Source organism: bacterium (assembly GCA_024224155.1).
Lineage (GTDB): Bacteria > Acidobacteriota > Thermoanaerobaculia > Multivoradales > JAHEKO01 > CALZIK01.
This window is the reverse complement of the sequence record JAAENP010000085.1, coordinates 1-21632: the sequence shown is the minus strand read 5'-3', so window position 1 is coordinate 21632 and position 21632 is coordinate 1. Positions and strand designations below refer to the sequence as shown.

Genomic DNA, 21632 nt, shown 5'->3' with positions numbered 1-21632 from the left:
TCAGCAATCTCAATTTGAGTAGCTGGTACAGCCTCGACCGCGAACCGGCCATGCTCTCGCTGCCTATGGGCCTTTTGTCCCTGGCGGCGGTGCTCGAGCAGAGCGGCCACGAGGTTTCTCTGGTGGACTTCAACTATGCGCTGGCCGAGGGCGAGATCCGCCTCGACGAGGACTTCTATGCCGATGCTTCGGCCAAGATCCTCTCGCACGAGCCCGAGGTGGTGGGCTTCTCCACGATGTGCAACTCGTACCACATCGCTTTGCGCCTCGCCGAGGCCGTCAAGAGGAAGCTGCCGCAGGTACCCGTCGTCTTCGGCGGACCGCAGGCCTCGGTCGCCGACGTCGAGACTCTCGAGGCCTTTGCCTTCGTCGATCTGATCCTCCGCGACGAGGCCGAGGAATCTCTGCCGCTACTGCTGGCGGCGCTGTCGACGGGCGGCGAGCTCGACGCGGTCCCCGGGCTGACCCGGCGTCGAGGTCGTGAGGTCGTACGCCATCCCGATGCGCCGCTGGTCGTCGATTTGGACTCCCTGCCGATACCCGCCTACCACCTCTTTCCCTACGAGGTCGGTAGCTCTCCGGCCTTGGACGTCGGCAGAGGATGTCCGTTCGCCTGCAGCTTCTGCTCGACCTCTACCTTTTGGCGCAGGCGGTTTCGCCTCAAGTCCGTCGATCGAATCCTCGAGGAGATGCGCGGTCTCCAGCGAGACCACGGAGCTTCCCACTTCACGTTCATGCACGACCTGTTCACGGTCAACCGGCGCCGATTGCTCGAATTCTGCGACCGGCTCCTGGAAGAGAAGATGGAAGTGGAGTGGTCGTGCAGCTCGCGAGTGGACTGCGTTGACCGCGAGGTCCTCGCCCGCATGGCCGAAGCGGGTTGCGAGGCGATCTTCTACGGGGTGGAGTCGGGCTCGCCCCGGATGCAGAAAGAAATCCGCAAGGATCTGGATCTGGAGCAGGTTCGAACGGCCGTGGATCAGACCCTGGAATCGGAGATGCGGCCGACGTTCTCGTTCATCGCCGGCTTTCCGACCGAGACCACCGAGGATCTGGTGGAGACCATGGATCTTGTCGAAGAGCTCTTGCGGCGGCCCATGGTCAACGTCCAGCTCCATCTTCTGGCGCCTCAGCTCGCGACGCCGGACTATGACGACCATGGGCATCGCCTGCGTTGGGACGGCTACTACTCCGACATTTCCGGGGCCGACTACCGCTTTCTCGAGCCGGAGTGGTTCCGGAGGCATCCGCGGCTGTTTACCAGCTTCTACTATTTCGAGACCGAGGGGATTCGGCGCGAGCTGCTGCGCGGACTGGACCTTTTCGTTCATGGTCCTTGCTCCCAGATGCGGGGCACGGTCCTCGGTCTCCTGGGCGAAGAAAGCTCCCTGTGGCAGACCTACGAGGCTTGGCACACCTGGGCGACCGACCACCGCCGGGGCGGCGGACCGATGACCAACCAGACCCTCGATGAGTTCCTGCTCGATTTCTACGAGTTCGCCGCCGACACCATCTCCGGAGGCCGGGCGAAGCTCGACCTCGGACATGTTCGCGACGAGATTCTCGCTTTCTATCTGCGCCACTACGATCAGACGCCGGTCCGGTTCGTGCCTGCGCCCGAGCTCAAGGGCACGACCGCGACGCGTCAGGGGACAGGAGCCGAGTGATGGGCTATACGACTCTGGGTTTGATGTTGGGATACGGATGCAACGCGCGCTGTCGCTCGTGCCTTTGGGGCGACCTGCTCAACCGGAAGGACCGAATGAGCGCCGAAGACGCGTGCGCCTGGGTCGACCAGGCCTACGGTCTGGGCGAGCTGCGGCTTGTCGGCTTCAGCGGCGGTGAGCCCTTCGTGTTCCTCGAGACGATGAAAGAGGTGATGCGCTACGCCAAGGAGACCTACGATCTGCCGTCGGTTGCCGTCACCAATGCCTTCTGGGCCAAGACCCCACGGGCCGCACGCGAGCAGCTGGGCGCGCTCTACGACTTGGGGCTTCGCCAGCTGCTGCTGAGCGTCGACGACTTCCACCAGGAGTGGATTCCCCTGGAGCGAGTCCGCAACGCCCTGGAGGCATCGCGGGAGCTTGGGATCGCTCCGACGCTTCAGTGCGTGGTCACGGCGAGCAGCAAGAAGCTGAGCCACTATCTCGAAGCGCTGGGCGTCAAGGAAGGCGACGAGGTCATGGCCTCGGAGGTGCCCTGCGCCCCCATCGGCTTTGCAGCCGGTCTCAGCGCTAGCGAGTTTCCGCAGCATAGCGAGATCCCGTGCGACTACTGCTCGCTGCTGCAGACGCTGATCGTACGTCCCGAGGGTAGCGTTCATCTGTGTTGCGGACCGGCATTCACGATTCCGGTCCTGGATGTCGGCAACATTCGCGAAGAGCCTCTCGAGGAGATCATCGAGCGGGCGGAGTGGAACCCCCTCTACAACGCTTTGGCGCTCGACAATGGCCCCGGTGGCCGAGTGAAAGACGTGCTTGCCGAGGCGGGAGAGTTGCCGACAACCGGCTTCGCCTCCTCCTGCCACGCTTGTCATCATTTGCTGACCCGGTCGGGAGTCGCCGAGCAACTCGAGGAAGCCCTCGCGCTACAGCAGGCCGAGCTCTTCTTGAAGAGGACGATCGTGGATCAGGAAACCACGCGCAGGGGCTCCGACATCCTGAACCTATGAGGACGGATCCAAGAGAACGGCAGGGCCCGAGCCCTAAGTATCAAACCCAAGAAAGGAGGTGTAAGAGGAATGCCAGAAAAGAAGCGTGAAGTGATCAGTGCCAGAACTAGAGACCGTCTCTTCAAGAAGCTCTACGAGGACCCCAAGTTCCGTGACTCGATGAAGAAGGACTGGCGCAAAGCGGTCAAGGCGGTCGGCGTCGACCCCCGCCGAGTGGTCAAGGGCACGCTCACTCGCGAAGAGATTCAGTCAGTCGCCCAGGCCGCCGCCTGGACGATCACTATCGTCATCACGGCCCGCCAGGGCCTCGAGCAGATCAAGATGACGGAAGCGGTCAACTTCGAGGCGCGCGGCTAGGCAGACAATACACAAACCACTCGGCGACCGGGTGCGGACCGGTGACGAAAGAGCGATGTCAACGAGAAATAGCCCTGCCGGCAGTCGCGCAAAACGCAGCGCGGTTCTCTCTGTGACGTTCGTCGTTTGAGTACGCTCAGCAGCAGCTTGCGTACTTGGCGTTGGCGGCTCGCACCCGGATCTTGATGTGGCGGTAGCCATCGACGGTCCCCGTGAGCGGGCGCCGTTCGGCTCGACGGAGACTCGTTCAGTCCCGGCACGAGGCACGAGCCGACCGGTCGGCGGTCGAAGTCCGCCGAGAACACAGTGACGGGAGTATCATCTCGGTGAGAACGGAGGAGCCACGCATGTCCAACGAATCGCCCGCGGCTGCCAGCAAGACGCTCAGCGTCGGACTCATCTCGCCAGTTCAGAGCCTCAATCCCCTCCAAGCGCAGGACTTCGTCAGCGCCATGGTGGTGACCCAGATCTTCGACACCCCATACGCCAGTCCGATGAAAAGCGAGGCCGCAACGCCCCTGCTTTTCTCGGAGCCTCTGGAAGCTGGGGCCGATGGTCTCGTAATGTCCGCTCCGGTTCGACCCGGAGTCCGATTCTCGGACGGAACACCGTTGACGGCGGGCCATATCGCGAACTCCCTGACCAGGGCGGCCCCCTTGAGAGAGCATGCCGAGGTCGAGGCGGACGGCGACCGTGTGGTCTTTCGCCTGAAGCGGCTCAACGCTCGCTTCGATTTGGTCCTGACCCAGAACTTCACCGGTGTGACCCTGGAGAGAGTGGGTGAGCTCGTCGGCACGGGTCCTTACATGCGTGCCCCCGACGCGACACCAGAGGTCATGCGTCTAGTCCGCAACCCGCACAACACGACTCAAACTCAGATCGAGGAGCTCGTCTTCAAGTGCTACCCGCCCGACGCCGACGGTCGTCCCAGCGCACTCGTCTCGGCGCTCGAAAGCGGAGAGATGAACTTCAGCAATGTTCTGCATCGCGACGACGTCAAACAGCTCAAGAACGTGCGCAAGTTTTTCGAGCTCGGAAACTCGACCGCACTGCTTTACTTCAATACTGAACGATCGGGTCTGCAGGACCCGAAGGTGCGCCGGGCCATCGCGGGAGTTATTGATCGTCTCGAGCTCACCCGGAGATCGCACCTCCACGCTCTGGCCCATACCGCGAAGAGCATCCTGCCGTCGATCATGAGTGGTTGGCGCGACAACATTAAGTTCGATCCGACCAAGGCCAGGGCTCTGATCGAGGAAGTCGGCCCGAATGCGCCCAAGCGGCTGAGGCTGCTGGTGATCTTCGGGCCGCGGCCCTACCTGCCTCACCCGCAGGCGAGTGCCGAGTACATCGCGACCCAGCTCGCCGAGATCGGCATCGAGGTCGACATCCGGATGACCCGCGACAGCAAGGAGTACTACCAGGTGGTGGCGGCGGGGGACTACGACATGGTGTTGTCGGGCTGGCTCGCAGACACTCCGGATCCCGCGGATTTCCTCGAGTCGCTTCTCTCCTCGGAGTCGATCCCCAGCCCCGACCGGCCGATCTCGGTTCATGCCAACCTGGGGCGGTGGCGGCATTCGGCGGTGGACGAAGCGCTGGCCAGGCTCAGGCGTGAGCCGACCGAAGCCAACCAGCACGAGGTCTTGAAGCTGGCGGCGGAAGAAGTGCCGGTCTTTCCTCTCATCAACGGCTCGATTGCCTTCGTCCACACGTGGAACGTACGCAATTTCGAGCCGCCGGTGCTGGGGATCCCGTATTTTTCCCGCCTGGAGTTGGTGGATTCCCTGACCTGATCGGCATGCGGAAACAGGATTTTCGGCACTGGGCTCACCGGGCTACGGACTGGGCCGCGGACTACTACGAGTCGTTGTCCGAGCGGCCGGTCCGAGCGCAGGTGGATCCTGGGGAGATCGCGGACCTCATCGAGGCGGCGCCGCCGGAGGAGCCGCAGAGGATGGAAGAGATCTTCGCGGATTTCGAGCGGATCGTCCCGGCGGGCATGACCCACTGGCAGCATCCACGCTTCTTCGCGTACTTTCCGAGCAACGCCGCACCGGCAGCGGTCGTTGCCGAGCAGCTCGCGAGCGCCATGGCCGCGCAGTGCATGCTCTGGCAGACTTCGCCCGCGGCCACCGAGCTCGAGGTCAAGATGGTCGATTGGCTGCGCCAGGCCGTCGGCTTGCCGGATAGCTTCAAGGGCGTGCTTCAGGATACGGCGTCGTCGGCGACGCTGTGTGCGGTGCTGGCGATGCGCGAGCGGGCCCTTCGGTGGCAGGGCAACCAAGAGGGACTATCGGGCAAGCCGGGAGTTCGCGTGTACGCGTCGACCCGGACTCACAGCTCGATCGACAAAGCTGTTTGGATCGCCGGCATCGGGCAGGACAACCTGGTCAAGGTACCGACGGACGAAAACTTCGCCATGGACGTGGGCTTTCTACGCGAGTCGATCAAGCGAGATCGCGAGAACGGTCTGCTGCCGGCCGGAATCGTGGTGTGCGTTGGCGGTACCTCGATCGGTGCCACGGACGACGTGGCGGCGGTCTGTGAGGTCGCACGCGAAGAGAGTCTCTACTCTCATGTGGATGCCGCGTGGGCCGGATCCGCCATGATCTGTCCCGAGTTTCGGCAGCTGTGGTCCGGTGTCGAGCTCGCGGACTCGATTGTTCTCAATCCCCACAAGTGGCTGGGCGCGTCGATGGAATGCTCGGCGCACTTCGTGCGCGAGCCCGAGACCCTCCTGCGCACGCTGGCGATGCAGCCCGAGTATCTCAAGACCTACGGTCGGGACGGTATCGTCAACTTCAGTGAATGGTCGGTGCAGCTGGGCCGCCGCTTTCGGGCGCTCAAGGTCTGGTTTCTCTTGCGGGCCTACGGTCTGGAAGGGTTGCGCCGCCGGATCCGCAATCACGTGACCTGGGCTCGCGATCTCGCCAAACGCCTGGCCGCAGAACCGGACTTCGAGATCGTGACGCCGCCGATCCTGTCGTTGTTCTCGTTTCGTTACCTGCCGGGCGAGCCCGGGGAGGGTTCGGCCTGGGATCCGGATCAGCTCAATCTGAGCTTGCTCGAGGCCATCAACGACGACGGCCGCATCTATCTGACTCAAACTTCACACGACGGCAAGCTGGCGATCCGCTTTGTCGCCGGGCAATTCGAGGCTCGCGCTGAGGACGTGGAGGTCGCCTTCGCCGCGATCTGCGAGATCGCCAGAGGCTTGCGAGGGTAGGTCGACGGTCAGTCGTCGTCGAAGCGGTAGCTCTCGTCCGAGCGCCGGGGAGTGCGTGCCCGCGGGAATGCCCTCTCGATGACTCCGACGAGATTCTCGTGGCTCTGCCAGCGGCCGAAGTGACCGGCATCGGCGTCCGGTGTGGGCAGATGGGCGACGACGATGTCATCCGGTTGAATGAGGTTCCGAACCATCTCGGCGCGCCAGTCGCTGGAGAGAAACCAGAAGGGCAGAAGCGCGAGATCGACGTCGCGTAGCAAGTCGAGATACGGCTCGAAGCCTGCCATCTTGGCTTCGGTGTCCCCGAAGTGGAGGAACCGCTGGTCGCCGAGCGTGACGACGAACCCCAGGTTCTCCACCGGCAGAGTCCGTCGGCCGTGATGGAGGTTCAGTATTTGGATGTTGATCCCGTCGATCTCCAGATGCTCGATCGCGCCTTCGGCCGGCAGGACGGCTCGGACGCGAGCCAGGAGGTCGCCCGTTTTCTGCCCGTAGCCTCGCAGCCGCGCGCGGAGGCGTTCGACCGCCTGCGGTGTCGAGATGAAGACGGCCTCGGGATTGGCCACGAGGAACCGCGCGACGGCGTCGGGGTCGAAATGGTCGCCATGGTAGTGAGTCGCGAGTGCGATCTCGACATTGCCCCATTCTCGGCTCCGTTCTCGAGTTGACTTCGTAGTTTCTCCGGGACGGCGGGGTAGCCGCTGATACCTGTTCCAAACAGACCATCCACGAGCACGCGCCGGCCTCCGCCCTCGACCAGGAAACCCTCGTTGGCGAGATATCGGACTCCGAGCTCGGTGGTATCGGATAGCGGTTCGTCGGCGACAAGCTCGGCTTCGACCGGGAAGACCGGCTCGGTGGGTTCGTTCTGGGCGAGAACGGGGAACGTCAGAAGAAACCCGACCCAAATGAAAGCGCGGAATGTCATCGAATGGTCCTCGGGTCGCTCAGTCTGCGCTTATCAGGTCCTGGGCCTCGGCCCAGTCGAATGCTCGCAGCGTCGTGGTGCGAACGTTGCCACTGGCGCCGAGGTGGAGGAGTACGGAGGCCGCCTTCTCCTCGGTCGGCGCCTCCATGATCAGGACGCCGTCGTGGCTGCCGATGGTCCAGTACTGGCCTACGATCGAGACGCCGCCCTTCTCGGCGAACTCACTGAAAGCGTCGGCTCGCTGCGGCGAGTTCCTGAGGTTACGAATTCCCTGGTCGGTGTAGTCGAGCAGCACGATGAATGTGGCCATAGGCGGTCCCTTTCGGTTTCGTTCGGTTCACTCTTGTACGGCTGATCCTAGCCTGCAGTTCTGGCCGCTTCCCGACGTTCCCGCAACCGGGTCGTGAGACCCCGATTACAGGATCTCCTTGAGAACGCCGAGGTCGATGTTGGCGCCGCACAGGACGATGGCGACGTTCATGCCGGCAAAACGCTCGCGGTTGGCGAGATAGCCCGCCACCGCGACGCCGGCGGCTCCCTCGACGAGCGTGTGGTGGGATCCGAGGATCAGCTTCAGGGCTTCGCGGATCTCGTCTTCGCTGACCACCCACGACTCATCGATGATCTCGCGGCACAGAGCGAAAGTGATGGCACCGGTCTCGACTCCTCCAGCCGTGCCATCGGACAGCGTCGGTAGCGACTCCATCTCGAGGATCTTGCCGGCTTTCAGGGAGGCGTGCATCACCGGTGAATTCTCGGGGGAACAGGCGATGACGCGCAGGCTCGGCCAGACGCTCTTGAGATAACCACCGACTCCTCCTATGAGGCCGCCGCCGCCAAGAGCCAAGAAGACCGCGTCGAGTCGTTCGATCTGTTGCACCAGCTCGGCGCCGAGCGTGCCCTGGCCGGCGACGACAGCCGGATCGTTATAGGGGGAAAGATAGGTCATCCCCTCGACGGCCGCGTGCCGGCGCGCCTCGATCTCGGCGAGCAGGGAGTCGTTGCCGTGGCTTCGAACCTCCGCACCCCACGAGCGAATCGCGGCGACCTTGGAGCCGGCCGCGCCTTCCGGCACGAAGACGAGTGCTCGGCAACCGGCGGCGGCCGCGGCGCAGGCGACGGCGGCGCCATGATTCCCCGAAGACGCGGCCACGACGCCGCGCTCGCGCTCGTCTTCGCTGAGCGACAGGATCTTGTTGGTGGCGCCCCGAAGCTTGAAGGAGCCGGTGAGTTGCAGGTTCTCGAGTTTGAGCCAGACCGTGCGGGCACCTGCCTCCGCCAGCGCTGGAGAGGTTTCGACGGGGGTCAGCCGGACCCGTCCGGCGATCCTCTTTGCGGCGGCCTCTACTTCTTGTCGCAGGTCCACGCGCCGGATGCTACACCTACCGGGCTTGAAGTAATCTAGCGCCCGTGACTCCCGTCGTAGAGGTTTCGGATCTTAGGAAGACCTATGGCTCTCTGACCGCCGTGGACGGTGTTTCGTTCAGCGTGGAGGAGGGCGAGATCTTCGGGCTCCTGGGGCCCAACGGCGCCGGCAAGACGACGACGATGGAGTGCGTCGAGGGTGTGCGCGATCCGGACTCGGGACGCATCCGGGTTCTCGGGTGCGATCCGCAAGCTCGGTCTTCCGATCTTCTGCAGCGGATAGGTGTCCAGCTGCAGGAAGCGCAGCTTCAGAAGCGAATCAAGGTCTGGGAGGCGGTCGATCTCTGGACGACCTTGTTCTCCACAGCCGTCGATGGTGAAAGGCTACTGGAAGAGCTGGGACTCGCGGAAAAGCGCAATGCCAGGTTCATGAACCTGTCGGGAGGCCAGAAGCAAAGACTCTTCATCGCCCTGGCCCTGATCAACGACCCTGAGCTGGTCTTTGTGGATGAGCTCACAACCGGTCTCGATCCGCAGGCGCGCCGCACGATCTGGGAGCTGGTCCTGGGCATCAAGGAGCGCGGCAAGACGGTCTTTCTCACCACCCATCTGATGGAGGAGGCCGAGCGTCTGTGCGACCGGGTGGCGGTGATCGAGCACGGTCGCCTGATCGAGCTTGGCACCGCCGAGGAGCTTGTCACCAGGCACTGTCCGGAGCGAGCGGTGTTCCTATCGAGCGACGACGAGGTTAGCGCGGAAGCGTTCTCGGGCATCCCCGGAGTCGCCACGGTCGAAGTCATGGATGGGCGCTTTCATCTGGTCGGGACCGGCCCGGATTTCATCTCCAGAGTGATCGAATGCATCGCGGAGCATCGGATTCGGGTCAAGGACCTCCGGACCGAAACGCCCAACCTGGAAGATGTGTTTCTCAAGCTGACGGGGCACTCGATTCGTGACTGACTCCGGAGATCGGTGAAGTTGATGTTCCGCCACGCGGCCCACCTCGCCCACCTTGGAAAACTCACCTGGGTGGAGGTCAAGATCTTTCTGCGCGAGCCGATGGGAGCGATTGGAACCGTTCTGATTCCGGTCATCCTGTTCATCGTTCTGGGACGTCTGTTCCGGGGCGAGACGCGGGCGCCGAGATTCGTCTCGGTAGATCTTCCCATCTTCGTCGTGATCTTCATCGTCATCGGAGCCGTCCTCTCGTTGACCACGATCATCGCGATTTACCGCGAGGGCGGGATCCTGAAGCGCCTCAAAGCGACACCTCTGTCACCGTTGGTGATTCTGAGCACCCACGTCGTGGTCAAGTTGGTGCTGACCTCGGTGACCTTGGCGCTCATGGTGGTGGCGGGACGCCGGTTCTACTCGGGACCGCCTCCACCGGCGCCGACGAGCTTCTTTCTGGGAGTGATTCTGGTCAGCGTGAGCCTGCTCTCACTGGGATTCATTCTGGCCTCGGTCGTCCGGACGGCTCGCTTCGCCCAGCCCATCGGCTCGATCCTTCTGTATGCATTGCTTTCAATCTCGGGGCTTTTCTTCCCGATCCGGATCCTGCCCGAGGCCTGGCAGGCGGTCGCTTTGGCTTCTCCGATCACGCACGGCGTGAGCCTGCTGCGCGGCCTATGGGCCGGGGACGGCTGGGCCGCCCACTGGGTCGCGATTCTGGCCCTGATCGCCAATCTGGTGATCTGCTCGGCGATCTCGAAGCGCGTCTTTCGCTGGGAGTGAGCCGGCGCAACTCCCGCCTGGTGGCGAAAATCAGGTCAGCAGTCGCCCGAGGAGCTCCTTGACCAGCTTGCCGGCGGCGGCGGCGGTGACGCCGGCGGCGTCGCGCGCCGGATTGAGCTCGACGACATCGGCGCCGACGAGCCCCGGCAGGCGCCAGATCACCTCCAGGACCTCACCAGTGCTCAGGCCGCCGGCTTCCGGGTGGGAGACCCCGGGCGCGAAGGCCGGATCGAGCCCGTCGAGGTCGATCGACAGATAGACGGGCGGTTCGAGCTCGAGGGATTCGAGATCCAGCCAACTTTGCCGCGGCACCATCTCGACGCCGAAGCGCTCGGCCTGTTCACATTGATGCCGGTTGGCGGCTCGGATCCCAACCTGGACCAGACGAGTGGCAAGTCCCTCTTCCATGACTCTGGCGAAGGGGCAGGCGTGGGAGAAACGGTCGCCTTCGAAGCTGTCGTAGAGATCGGGGTGAGCGTCGATCTGGACGACCGTTAGGGGCTCATGATGTCTTCGATGCGCCCGCAAGATCGGGTAGGTGACGCTGTGGTCGCCTCCCAGGCCGAGAACGCGACTACCTGCGTCCAGTTCTCCAGCGACGGCGCACTCGATCTCGTTGCGCGTCGGCTGGACACCGGTCGACTCGAGGTCTCCCAAATCGCGCCAGCCGTCGCTGGCGCCGAGATCGACACCGGTCTCGGTCGTGAGGTTGGAGGAGTCCGAGTAGAGCGCCGCACGAATCGCCGCCGGCCCTTCGGCGGCGCCGCGGGTGAAGCTCGAAGCCGCGTCGGTGGGCAGGCCGAGGAGTGAGACTGTCGGCATCGGAGGCTTCGGAGACCGGGTCCCTAGTCGCCCGCCGCGGCGCCGTTGTAGGCGCGCGGGTCGGATGCGGCGTATCGCCTGCCGGTCTCCAGGTCGATGCGAATACCGTGGGCGCGGCCCTGCGCCCGGCGCTCGACCAGGCGATGTCCCCTGGCCTCGAGCAGGGCCTTCGAATCGGGTGACAGGCCCCACTTCTCGATTCGGAGCTCGTCCGGCAGCCACTGATGGTGGACGCGCGGCGCGGCGATGGCCTCGGCGATGTTCATTTCGTAGTCGAGAACGTTCAGGATCACCTGGAGAACCGTGTTGATGATGGTGCGGCCTCCGGGACTGCCGATCACCAGATACGGCTTGCCGTCCTTGGCGATGATCGTTGGGCTCATTGAAGACAGCATTCTCTTCCCGGGCGCGGTCAGGTTGGGATCGGTCCCGATCAACCCGCGGTCGGTGGTCGTTCCGGGAAGCGGGTTGAAGTCGCCCATCTCGTTGTTGAGTAGAAACCCGGCGCCCTCGACCACCATCCGCGATCCGTACCAGGCCTCGATGGTGTAGGTCAGCGCCACCACATTGCCGTCGGCATCCACGATCGAGAAGTGCGTGGTTTCCTCGCTCTCGGTGTGCCCCAGGTAGGCGGCCGAGAATTCCTCGATCGAGCTCGGCGAGGCTCTCTCGGGATCGATTGTCCCCCGGAGCGCCGCCGCGTGATCCTTGGACAGCAGACGCGCAACCGGTTGGTCGGGATTGAACGCCGGATCCCCCAGATGCTCGGCGCGGTCGGCAAACGCGCGCCGCATGGCTTCCGCCAGCAGGTGAACGTAGGCGGCGCTGTTGTGCCCGAGGGCTTCGAGGTCGAAGGCTTCGAGCACGTTGAGCATCTCGATAGTCGCGATGCCGCCGCTCGACGGCGGAGCCATGCCGTAGACGTCGTAGCCTCGATAGGTGCCGCGAACCGGCTTCTGCTCGGTGGCCGTGTACCGGATGAGGTCCTCCTCGGTGATCAGGCCGCCGTGTTTCTCCATGAAGTCGCCAAGTAGCTTCGCAGTTTCGCCACGATAGAAGCCGTCTTGCCCCTGGTCTCGAACGCGCTCGAGGCTGCGCGCCAGGTCGGGCTGGGTGAAGATCGCACCGGCGTCATACGGTTTGCCGTCGTCGAGGAAGACCCGGCGGGTTTCGTCGTACCAGGGGTGCTCGACCGCGGCGACGTTCTCCATGAAGGGCTTGAGCTCCCAGGACACCGGAAAGCCCTCTCGAGCCAGATCCACGGCAGGCTGGACGAGGCTTCTCCACTCGAGGCTTCCGAGCTTCTGGTGGGCTAGCCAGAGCCCGGCGACGGTGCCCGGCACGCCGACCGAGAGCGGGCCATCGGTGTTCGAGTTGGCGCGCACCTCGCCGCTGGGATCGACATACATGGTGGCGGACGCCGCCAGTGGGGCCTTCTCGCGGAAGTTGAAGCTGGTCACTTCGCCGTCGGCGCCGTGATAGACGAGAAAACCGCCGCCCCCGATATTGCCCGCCGAGGGGTGGGTGACCGCGAGAGCGAAAGCCGTGGCGACGGCAGCGTCGATCGCGTTGCCCCCCCGGCGCAGGGCCTCGCGACCGACTTCGGAAGCCAGATGATGGTCGCTTACCACCAGGCCTCGATCGGCCGGTCTCGACGGCCGGGTCTGGGCTTGAAGCGAGCTCGCAAGAGCCAGCCAGAAGAGAGCGAGCGACAGAGCTCGGCGGAGATTCGTTCTTTTCATGGTCTCGAGCCCTATGGTGGGGTGTCCCGCGGCCGGCCTCCTGAAGTCGCACGTGGCGAGGGAACGGACGCCGAGTCTAGCGCGTGACCCGACCCGGACGGGCGGGGCGCGGGTATCCACGGTGCAATAGACTGAACGGGAACATCACGAAAGGAGAATGCCATGTCGACATTCGTTCTCATGACGCGCCTCCAACCGGAGCAGCTGAAGGACGCCGAGGCCCGGGTAAAGTCGGGCAAGGAGTGGCTCGAGAAGGTCAACAAGGCGTGTCCGGAGGTCAAGTGGATCGCCTCCTACGCTCTTCTGGGGCCCTACGACTTCATGAACATCTACGAAGCCCCGGACGTCGAGACGGCCCACAAGGTGTCACTCGTCTCTCGGGCCGAGGGGGCGCTCATGGCGGAAAGCTGGGAGGCGCTGCCCTATGATCGCTACCTCGAGCTGATGGACGAGGTGACGTAGCTGGGAGCGAAGAGGCTCGCGGATGAAGAGGATTCCCACCGTCAAGAGCGTGATGACGCCGTTTCCGTACTCCATCGGAATCGACGAGCCGCTGACCGCGGCCGCCGAGATGATGCGTGAGCACGAGTTCCGGCATCTTCCGGTGGTCGAAGGCGGCGAGCTAGTGGGCGTTCTGAGCGAGCGGTTAGTGGGCGAGGTCGCCGAGCGCGGCAAGCAGTCGGCGAGCCGGCCCAAGGTCCGCGACGCGCCCATCGGCGAGGCCTATATCGTTGGCCTCGAGGAACCTCTCGATAACGTCGTTCTGAAGATGGCGGATCGCCATCTGGGCTCGGCCTTGGTGGTCAAAGAGGGCCGGCTCGCGGGTATCTTCACTTCGACCGACGCCTGCCGCTGTCTCGGTGAGTACCTGCGCTCCGAGTTCCCGGTCGGGGGCGACGACGTCGCCTAGCGCTGTCGGAAGACCGCCTGCGTGTCAGATGCCGAGGGCGCGCGCGGCGTCTTCGAACTGGCCGGAACGAACGTAGATCAGATAGCCGTAGTGTCCGGAGCCGCCCGCGACGCCGGTCGATGTATAGACGTCGACGTTGGCGTCGTAGAGCCTACGATGGACGGCCGCCAGAGCCCCGAGCTCGTCGTCGCCCTGGACCAGGATCGCGTGCTCGGGGCCGGCGAGGACCACTCCGGAGCTCCCGGCGGCGCGCACCAGGGCCTCGCTGTTCTCGGGAAATAGAGTCAGCTGAGCGCTGGCCGGGCCGCTGGGCACGGCGCTGAAGGCCAGCAGATTGACCTCGCTTTCGGCCAGCGACGCCAGCAGAGTGTAGGCGGCCCCCGGCCGGTCCTTGACCGTCGCGTAGAAATAGTCGACTCGGCGAATCGTAGCTGCCATCTCGCGCCTCCTTGTCTCGACTCGTGTCCTAGTAAACCGCTCGGCGCGGACTTCGTCAACCTCCGGATTCCGAAGCCGGGCGCGGGCGGACAGGAGCTAGGCGTCAGTGGGTGACTTTGATCCGCCTGTTGCCGAGGACACGGTGCGTAGACATGATTCCCCCTCGTCTACAACGCGACGTTGGGTCGGAAACTCCGCAGCGAGCTGCCAGAAGCGCCCTGCCGGGCGGGTACATCACCCTGCGGGCTGACGATTCCGACGGCGCGTTCCCTATTGAAGGCCAATCGTCGAGACGAATCTGCTCATCAACAGAAAAGTAAAGGAAGTAAAGGAGAAACCGAAATGAGAACCGTTTCAATGAACCACATTCGCTGGTGCTTGTTGGTTTTGGTGGCGCTGGGTGCGGTCGGTGCTCTGGCCGAGCCCGCCGAGGCCGCCCGGCCGCCCATCGGCCGGACCTACTACACCGTCGCCATGGGCCTCGATACCGGCTACGACATGCAGACGCAGTGCTTCGAGTTTCACGAGGAGAGGCTCTGCACACTCGACGGCCGGATCTGCGGTTCCTGGGCTCCGACGGCCGGTATCAGGCGAGAGATGGGGCTGTCGTTCGATCTGACGACGGTCTCCGACGGCGACCTCATGCAGCTGGACGGAATGGCCCGCCTGGACACCCGGGGCAAGCGGAGCTCGCTGGCCGGCACCGGCAAGTTCAGCTCGGTCGATGGCGAGGAACCGGGCGTCAACTTCGCCGTCGCGGCCCGGGAAGTGGGCAAGGCCGAGTGTCTGGACCTGCTCGAAGACTCGCCGGACGCAGATGACGGACCCGTCATCGTCGGCTCCGGCAACCTGGTGACCGAGGAGCGCGAAGTCGGTGACTTTCACGGCCTGGTGGCGAGTGGCGTCGGTTTGGTCGAGATTCGGCACGGGGCGAACGAGTCCCTCCGAATCACCGCGTCCGACAATATCTTGCCGATCCTGACGTCGGAAGTGCGCGATGGCCTTCTGATCCTCGGCTCGAGCGGGCGGTTCAGAACCCACGACAACAATATCGACAACATTCGCTTCGAGATCACCGTGCGTGACTTCGATGAGCTGACTCTTTCGGGCGTGCTTGGAGTCGATATTCCCGGCCTCGACACCGATCGGTTCGACGTCAACATCAGCGGTGTTTCCGCCGTGACCGCAGCGGGCCGAGCCGATGTTCAGAAGGTCGCAATCGCAGGGGTCAGCCGCTACGATGCTCGCGATCTTTCGAGCCGAAGGGTCGAGATCGACGTCACGGGGCCCAGCTCCGCGGTCGTTCGCGTGAGCAACACCCTGCGAGGCAGCGTCACCGGAGGCGCCACGCTCGAGTACATCGGCAACCCCACGGTCGACGTCACGGTCGACTTCGTTTCGACGCTTCGGAAGATCGGCTAGAAAAACAAAGGAGATGGTAATGAAGAAAAGACATAACCCGATGAGATGGTGCGTTCCAATAACCCTGGTGGTGCTTGTGGTCGGATTCCTGATCACAGCGCTGCCGGCGAGCGCGGCCAAGGTGCCGGCCGGCAGAACTTACTTCGTGGTGTCGCTCGGTAACACATCCGACCAGAGTGAGGCCTACGAGCTCGACGCCGGGTGCCTTCGGTTTACTCGTGACGAACTGTGTGAGACGGATGGCGACTGCGGCACGTGGTGGCGGGTCGCGGAGCAGAACAGACCCAAGAAACAGTGGGCGGTCGGCTTCGAGTTCGATCTCATTGACGACGAGTCCGGATTGCCGGTGACAATCGAAGGTCTGGGCCGCGTTGATTCCCGAGGGCCGAAAAGTGCGATCGCCGGTGCCGCTCACGCGTTCGAACCCACCTCGGGTGTGACGATCAATCTCGCGATCTCTGGACGAGCGGTCGGTGAGTCGCGATGTGAGCAATTGGTGGCCGACTTCGAGGCCGCCCAGCAATAAGGAGGATAGCCATGACTCGAATGAACACGTACAAGACCTACCTATTTGGTCTGGCAGCGGGCATGCTCGTCGCCGCCTTGCTCGCGTTGCCGGCGAGCGCGTCGGCGGAAACCGACACGGGCTGGCAGATCCGCTTCTATGCCGCGGCCATCGACATGAGTGACGCCCCCAGCGGGACCAATGACTACAGTGGCTCGAGTTTCGACCTCGATGTCGGTGCCGGCGTGGGCTTCAACGCAGAGTACCGGTTCACGCCGCGGCTCGGAGTCGATCTCGGGATTCTCAGTGGAGCCGGAGTCGACGTCGAGACCGGCACGAGCTGGACCGGCAACCCAGGCTGGATGACCAGCGACACGGTGACCTTCACCCCGCTGACCCTCGGTCTCGACATCCATCTGACTCCGGATGAACGGGTCGACTTTTATGTTTGTCCGCTGGTGGCAATGATTCAGTACGGCAGTCTGGCGGTTCGCAACGGGCCGACCGGGGTCAGTACGGAGTGGGACTTCGACGAGGACTTCGCGGTGGGTGCCGCGCTCGGACTCGGCATTCCCTTTGGTCAGAATCGCTGGTCGTTTGAAACCAGCCTCACGTATCTCGAGAGCAGTATCGACGGCAGCAATCGTGACGGCCTGAGGCTTGGTAGCGACTACGACTCGACGATCTTCGGTTTCGGCTTCGGCTACCGCTTCGGGCAGCGAGCCGGCTGAGTTTGAATCGGCCCGAGTCCCGGCTGCGTCACGCCTCTGAATTCAGGTCAGCCTTCGGCGCAGCCAGGCTCGGGCCGCCGTCCATTCGGCCTCCACGGTTCGCTTCGACACGCCCAACTGTTCGGCTACCTCTTCGACCGTGAGACCGCCGAAGAATCGCTGCTCGACGATGAGTGCCTGCCGAGGGCTCTCGGCTGCCAGCTCTTCGAGGGCGGCGTCGAGGCTCAGCAGCTCGTCCAGGCCGAGGTCGTTGCCGCCATCCGGCGTCAGGCCTTCGAGGAGGGTTACCTTTTGAACATCGCCGCCGCGCTTGAGGCGCCCGTGGGCACGGGCGTGATCGATCAGCAGACGTCTCATCATCTTGGCGCCGACCGCGAAGAAATGCGTCCGCCCCGCCCAATCGACTCGACTCTGGTCGGCGAGCCGCAGGTAGGCCTCGTGCACAAGGGCGGTGGGTTGCAGGGTGTGGTTGGGTCGTTCACGGCCGAGGAATCCGCGAGCCAGTCGGCGAAGCTCGTTGTAGACAACCGGCAGAAGCTCATCCGTCGATGGATGAGGCCTCGGGCTCGCGGCACCGTCTGAATCGACGGAATCATCGTCATCGAAGGATCGCGCGCCGATCTGGGAGATCGCCGCTCCGGAATGATCCGGCGCTCTGCCTCCGGGGAGCAGGTGCTCGAGAGCCTGTCTGAGCTCGGCCGCATTTGCGATCCGCTGCTCGCGGTCCTTTTCCAGGCAGCTCGAGATGAGCGCCGCGAGCTCGGACGTGAGGTCGGGAACGAAGTCTCGTGGATCGGGTGGTGGCTGGTTGCGATGCATCTCCAGCACTTCGCTGGCGCTCTCCCCTCGAAACGGGCAGCGCCCGGTCGCCATCTCGAACAGCACGACGCCGAGCGAATACAGGTCCGAACGCCCATCGAGCGGCTCGAGACGAGCCTGCTCGGGCGATACGTAGTTGGGGGTGCCGAGAAAGACGCCGGCGGTCGTTACGCCGGGTCCCTCGAGCAGTCGCGCCAGGCCGAAGTCCGTGACGAGCGGTTCGTCGCTTCGATCCAGCAGGACGTTCTGGGGCTTGATGTCGCGATGGAGGACATTGTGGGTGTGGGCGGCTTCGAGAGCCGACGCGAGCCGGGTACCGACGAAGGCGACTCTCTCTTGAGGAAGGGGAGCTTCGGACGAGATTTCGTCGGCGAGAGTCCGGCCTTCGACCCACTGCATAGTGAGATAGGCGCGATTCTGGAACTCGCCCAGATGGTAGAGACGCAGGATATTGGGGTGTCCCAGATTGCGTGAAAGGAGGATTTCCTGGCGGAAGCGCTCGAGCACCAGTCGGTTACCGGCGTACTCCTTGCGCAAGAGCTTGATCGCGATTCGTGCCTGGAGCAGGCGATCGTGAGCTTCGTAGACCACTCCGGTTGCGCCTTCGCCGACCTTGCGCCGCAGCTCGTAGCGGCCATCGAGCACCGATTTCGTGTCCGGCCAGGCCAGTGTCGGGGCGCTGGTTCGGTTCAACACCTCCGTGCTCGAGCTGCCACCCCGGTTGCCACGGCTCCCACGGCTCCCGAGGCTGCCGCGACCACCGAAACCGGGTGTGAGGTCGGTGAGCCAGCGACGAAAGAAGTAGTTGGCCAGGACCACCCGACGTTCGTCGTCGCGCCGAATGAAGCCGAGATTCCGGAGGTTCTGAAGCGCACTCTGGAGCGGGGCCGCTTCGATCGACAGATTGGCTTGAAGCGAGGCGCTTGCGGCGGAGTTGTTGCGCGCCACGCTCCTCAGGATGTCCTGCTCGGTCTCCGTGAGCATGTCGAAGTCGACCGAGAAGAAGTAGCTCACCATCTGGTCGGCGGCTACTTCTTCGATGGCTTCATCGAGGTCTCCGGTCTCGAGTAGCCGTTTTGCGACCAGCTGCAGCAGATAGGGATGGTTATCGCAGCACTCGCACAGCTTCTCGACGATCTCGCTCTCGAGCCGCGGCCGAGCCTCGGCGGCAAGGTGGTCCTGTCGAACGAGCGCGCGCGCTTCCTCGTCGAAAAGCGTCTTGATGTAGACGGGTGGGCTGAATCCGTGCAGAAATGGTGAGGTGTCGCCGCGCTGATCGGCGAGCACGCACAGTCGTATGGTGGACGCCAGGACCGAGCGGACATCGTCCGACGCCAGCATCGCGTGGCGCAGTTTGCGCAGCAGTGCCGGGTCTTTCTCGTGGAGTTTGATCAGCTCTTCCACCTCGTCGCAGAGCAGAAGGAGCTTGAGTTCCTTTGAGCGCAGCTTTCTGCGCAGGCGGCCCATCGTGGTGAACAGGTCGCCCGTCTCGAGCTCGGAGGCGGCTACGCCGGCCTGCTCCAGACGCTCCTCGGCGTCGAGAAGGGCGTCGATGAAGCCGGCACGAAGCTCCTCGGGATCGTCGGCCCCCTGCAGATCCCAGAACAACGGAAAATAGCGTTGCGGGGTTTCGGTGGAGCTCAGAAGCTCGAGCTGCTTCAAGAGCGAGGTCTTGCCGATGCGGCGCGTGCCCAGCACCCAGAGGGCGTTGCGGGGTCCGTTCAGAGCTTCGTCAAGGAGACGGCCGCGGCCGTAGAAACGCTCGTCGCGCACCCATTGACCGATGACGAAGGGTACCGGGCTCATGCCACGCCTCGACTGCCGGGATCTCCGATCGCCTCGACGTCGTCCACCGTGATGTCGCCTCGCTTCAACTCGTAGGCGCGGCTGACCAGCTTCATGCACAGTCTTTGGATCCGGTAGGGCCTGCCGCCGGTGAGCTCGACGATGCGCTCGACGACGCCGTCCTGCAGCTGGAAGACACCGCGGATGGGCTTTTCGACCAATTCTCGGGCGTGCTCGGGCTGGAACGGGCCGACGTCGATCTCCTCGAAGAAGTTGTACCAGGGACTGCCCTCACGGTCCCATTCGCGCTTGATCGCCACGCCAGAGACGACCGCCACCAGGTCCTCGGCGAAGCTCTTCATGAACAGGCTGCGCAGCTTCTGATTGACCTTGGGGTCGTAGGCGTTGAGCTCGTCGACCTCGTCGATCAGCAACACCAGCCGCACGCACTTGCTACTGCGTTGGTGCAGGGCCTTGAGGATCGCTCGCAGGTCGGCGACCAGATCTCGGTACGTGTAGGCCTCCGAGAAGGCTGCATGTGGCTCGAGTCCGTTCAGAATTGGAGCCAGCCCTTCGAAGATCTCCTGCCCCAGGGTGGCGAAGAAGTGCTCTTCCCGCGTGCCTTGGAGATCGATGTAAACCGGGAAGAACTCGTAGGTAGGATCCTCCATAGCCTCGAGCCGCTTCTTGAGATGGTGCTGAAGCGAGGTCTTGCCGATCCTGCGCTCACCGTGGAGCAGCAGGCTGTTGTTGTGCAGAGTCTGGAGGATTCGCTCGAGAAGCTGTTCGCGGCCGAAGAAGAGCTTGTCGTCGAGAACCGGCGCGCCGGCCATGTAGGGATTGAAGCGGCGCTGGTGCAGACGGCGCCTGCGGCGCGCACGAGCGAGCCCCGCGAGTCCTACGACAGCCGCCAGACTCGCAGCCAGAGCGGCATAGAACCAGGGCGAGCGGAAGAACGGCCGCGAGTAGAGAACCGCGTATTCGGCACTCGAGGTCAGGTTCTCGGCGTCGGTCGTCACCAACTTCAGCGTCGTCATTCCCGGCGGGAGCTGGTGCGAGAGTTGAAACTCGGTGATGAAGAGATCACCCAGAGATTGAGTGCTGGCAGAGGTCTTGAGCGGTTGATCTTCGGAGGTGAAGAACTCGACCGTGACCGCGGAGTCGTCGATCACCACACCGGTCAATCGGAATCCGGGGCGTTGCACCGGCTGAGCGAGCATGCCATCGTCGAGCTCCTGACGCTGGTCGGCGAAGCGGATGGCGGGAGGGAAGTTTTGCCGGGGGGCCCCGCCCAGCAGGCGCTCGTTGATCGCCCGGTAGGCGCGGGCGAGCTGATCGAGGGCGGTCTGGTTGCCGGTATCGACGGCGAGGACCCGGTTGGCCGCCGCCAGAGCGTCCTCGAACCGGCCGGTGGCCAGTGCCGTTTCGCCCTCGGCGAGAAAACGCTCGACGGCTTCGCCTCTGAGGCGGTCCTGGTCCGCTTGCGCCCTCAGCTCCAGCAAGGTGCGCTCGAGAGCCAGGGCTTCGCTGTTGTCGGGCTCGAGCGCCAGAGTCGGCTGAAGGCGTTCGAGGGCTTCTTCGGTCCGGCCCGCACGTTGAAGATCGGCCGCCTCGGAGAGGGCGAGGGCGACCGAACGTGAACGCTCGTCGGCTTGGATTTGGCCGCGAAGCTGCTGCTGAGCGTCTTCGAAGAGGGTTCGGGCCTCGGCGTTCTCGGCCAGGCTCAGCGCCTGACGCAACACACTCGAGGCTTCGGCGAAGAGGGCTCGAGCATGCAAATCTCGGCCTCGATCGATGAGCTCGGAGATCCTCTTTTGAAGATCTCGGCGTTGCTGCTCGGCGGCCAGCTCTGAGCGCAACCGCTCAAGCGTATCGAGGGCGCGCGTGTCTTCGGGAGCTAGCGCAAGTGCTGGTCCGAGAGCGGCGATCGCGCCGTCGAGGTCGTTCTCTCCCTCGAGCCGGTCGGCGGCAATCAGGCTCTCGCGGACGACACTTCGGATCCGTTCGGCCTCCTCGTCGGCCGCGGTTGTCTGTGCTTCGAGCGTCGAGGCGCGGTAACGGTCGAGCTCCGCTTGCGCTCCCTCAGATTGAGCTATCGCCCCGAGGCGTTCTTCGGTCTCGAACGCCTGCAGCGCCGCGTCGAACCGGCCGAGCTCGTAGTAAGCGATGCCCAG

Annotated in this window: 20 protein-coding genes; 12 read left to right on the top strand and 8 right to left on the bottom strand. The window is 64.0% G+C overall.

Annotation, left to right across the window (positions count from 1 at the left end; all coding sequences use genetic code 11):
* Positions 1 to 14: 14 nt before the first annotated feature.
* The 5 genes from GY769_04615 to GY769_04595 all read left to right on the top strand — a co-directional run bounded on the left by GY769_04615 (position 15) and on the right by GY769_04595 (position 6257).
* Complete coding sequence (locus GY769_04615; protein MCP4201199.1) at positions 15 to 1667, top strand: B12-binding domain-containing radical SAM protein; 1653 nt, start codon at positions 15 to 17, stop codon at positions 1665 to 1667.
* Positions 1667 to 2671 carry a radical SAM protein gene (locus GY769_04610; protein ID MCP4201198.1) on the top strand — a complete coding sequence of 335 codons (1005 nt, stop codon included), beginning with the start codon at positions 1667 to 1669 and terminating at the stop codon, positions 2669 to 2671. The genes GY769_04615 and GY769_04610 overlap by 1 nt, the downstream gene beginning before the upstream one ends.
* A gap of 69 nt (positions 2672 to 2740) precedes the next feature.
* The gene (locus tag GY769_04605; protein ID MCP4201197.1) at positions 2741 to 3028 is read left to right on the top strand and encodes a hypothetical protein; all 288 of its coding nucleotides are present in this window, start codon (positions 2741 to 2743) and stop codon (positions 3026 to 3028) included.
* Between the two features lie 347 nt (positions 3029 to 3375).
* Positions 3376 to 4824, top strand: coding sequence for an ABC transporter substrate-binding protein (locus tag GY769_04600; GenBank protein ID MCP4201196.1), 1449 nt, complete (start codon positions 3376 to 3378; stop codon positions 4822 to 4824).
* Between the two features lie 5 nt (positions 4825 to 4829).
* Positions 4830 to 6257 carry an aspartate aminotransferase family protein gene (locus tag GY769_04595; protein ID MCP4201195.1) on the top strand — a complete coding sequence of 476 codons (1428 nt, stop codon included), beginning with the start codon at positions 4830 to 4832 and terminating at the stop codon, positions 6255 to 6257.
* 8 nt (positions 6258 to 6265) lie between these two features.
* Here GY769_04595 and GY769_04590 read toward each other — a convergent pair whose 3' ends face one another.
* From GY769_04590 to GY769_04580, 3 genes are all read right to left on the bottom strand, one after another.
* Positions 6266 to 7165, bottom strand: a complete 900-nt coding sequence (locus GY769_04590) for a hypothetical protein (GenBank protein MCP4201194.1) — start codon at positions 7163 to 7165, stop codon at positions 6266 to 6268.
* Between the two features lie 39 nt (positions 7166 to 7204).
* Positions 7205 to 7495 (bottom strand): GYD domain-containing protein, encoded by a 291-nt coding sequence (locus tag GY769_04585; protein ID MCP4201193.1) that lies wholly within the window; start codon positions 7493 to 7495, stop codon positions 7205 to 7207.
* A gap of 105 nt (positions 7496 to 7600) precedes the next feature.
* A complete protein-coding gene (locus GY769_04580) occupies positions 7601 to 8545 on the bottom strand; it encodes a threonine/serine dehydratase (GenBank protein MCP4201192.1) in 945 nt (314 codons plus the stop codon).
* A gap of 50 nt (positions 8546 to 8595) precedes the next feature.
* Here GY769_04580 and GY769_04575 point away from each other — a divergent pair, with 50 nt between their 5' ends.
* Positions 8596 to 9510 carry an ABC transporter ATP-binding protein gene (locus GY769_04575; GenBank protein MCP4201191.1) on the top strand — a complete coding sequence of 305 codons (915 nt, stop codon included), beginning with the start codon at positions 8596 to 8598 and terminating at the stop codon, positions 9508 to 9510.
* Between the two features lie 21 nt (positions 9511 to 9531).
* Positions 9532 to 10284: an ABC transporter permease gene (locus tag GY769_04570; protein MCP4201190.1), complete on the top strand. Its 753-nt coding sequence runs from the start codon at positions 9532 to 9534 to the stop codon at positions 10282 to 10284.
* Positions 10285 to 10314: 30 nt separating this feature from the next.
* Here the strand turns inward: GY769_04570 and speB are convergent, their stop codons facing one another.
* Together speB and ggt are read right to left on the bottom strand one after the other, a co-directional pair.
* Entirely contained in the window at positions 10315 to 11106 is a 792-nt protein-coding gene (gene speB, locus GY769_04565) for an agmatinase (protein ID MCP4201189.1), read from the bottom strand.
* Positions 11107 to 11129: 23 nt separating this feature from the next.
* Positions 11130 to 12848, bottom strand: coding sequence for a gamma-glutamyltransferase (ggt, locus tag GY769_04560; protein ID MCP4201188.1), 1719 nt, complete (start codon positions 12846 to 12848; stop codon positions 11130 to 11132).
* 162 nt (positions 12849 to 13010) lie between these two features.
* Here ggt and GY769_04555 point away from each other — a divergent pair, with 162 nt between their 5' ends.
* A complete protein-coding gene (locus GY769_04555; GenBank protein ID MCP4201187.1) occupies positions 13011 to 13310 on the top strand; it encodes a GYD domain-containing protein in 300 nt (99 codons plus the stop codon).
* A gap of 22 nt (positions 13311 to 13332) precedes the next feature.
* Entirely contained in the window at positions 13333 to 13758 is a 426-nt protein-coding gene (locus tag GY769_04550; GenBank protein ID MCP4201186.1) for a CBS domain-containing protein, read from the top strand.
* A 24-nt stretch (positions 13759 to 13782) separates the two neighbouring features.
* On the opposite strand, the gene GY769_04545 is transcribed toward GY769_04550, so the two are convergent.
* Complete coding sequence (locus tag GY769_04545) at positions 13783 to 14196, bottom strand: hypothetical protein (protein ID MCP4201185.1); 414 nt, start codon at positions 14194 to 14196, stop codon at positions 13783 to 13785.
* Positions 14197 to 14538: 342 nt separating this feature from the next.
* Here GY769_04545 and GY769_04540 point away from each other — a divergent pair, with 342 nt between their 5' ends.
* The 3 genes from GY769_04540 to GY769_04530 are packed head-to-tail and all read left to right on the top strand — an operon-like array spanning position 14539 to position 16854.
* Positions 14539 to 15618, top strand: a complete 1080-nt coding sequence (locus tag GY769_04540; GenBank protein MCP4201184.1) for a DUF2807 domain-containing protein — start codon at positions 14539 to 14541, stop codon at positions 15616 to 15618.
* Between the two features lie 19 nt (positions 15619 to 15637).
* A complete protein-coding gene (locus tag GY769_04535) occupies positions 15638 to 16144 on the top strand; it encodes a hypothetical protein (GenBank protein MCP4201183.1) in 507 nt (168 codons plus the stop codon).
* An 11-nt stretch (positions 16145 to 16155) separates the two neighbouring features.
* Positions 16156 to 16854, top strand: a complete 699-nt coding sequence (locus GY769_04530) for a porin family protein (GenBank protein MCP4201182.1) — start codon at positions 16156 to 16158, stop codon at positions 16852 to 16854.
* Between the two features lie 42 nt (positions 16855 to 16896).
* Here the strand turns inward: GY769_04530 and GY769_04525 are convergent, their stop codons facing one another.
* Positions 16897 to 19479 (bottom strand): sigma-70 family RNA polymerase sigma factor, encoded by a 2583-nt coding sequence (locus GY769_04525; protein MCP4201181.1) that lies wholly within the window; start codon positions 19477 to 19479, stop codon positions 16897 to 16899.
* Positions 19476 to 21632, bottom strand: a 2157-nt coding sequence (locus GY769_04520) for an AAA family ATPase (protein ID MCP4201180.1), incomplete at its 5' end; no start/stop codon positions are given. The genes GY769_04525 and GY769_04520, both read right to left, overlap by 4 nt.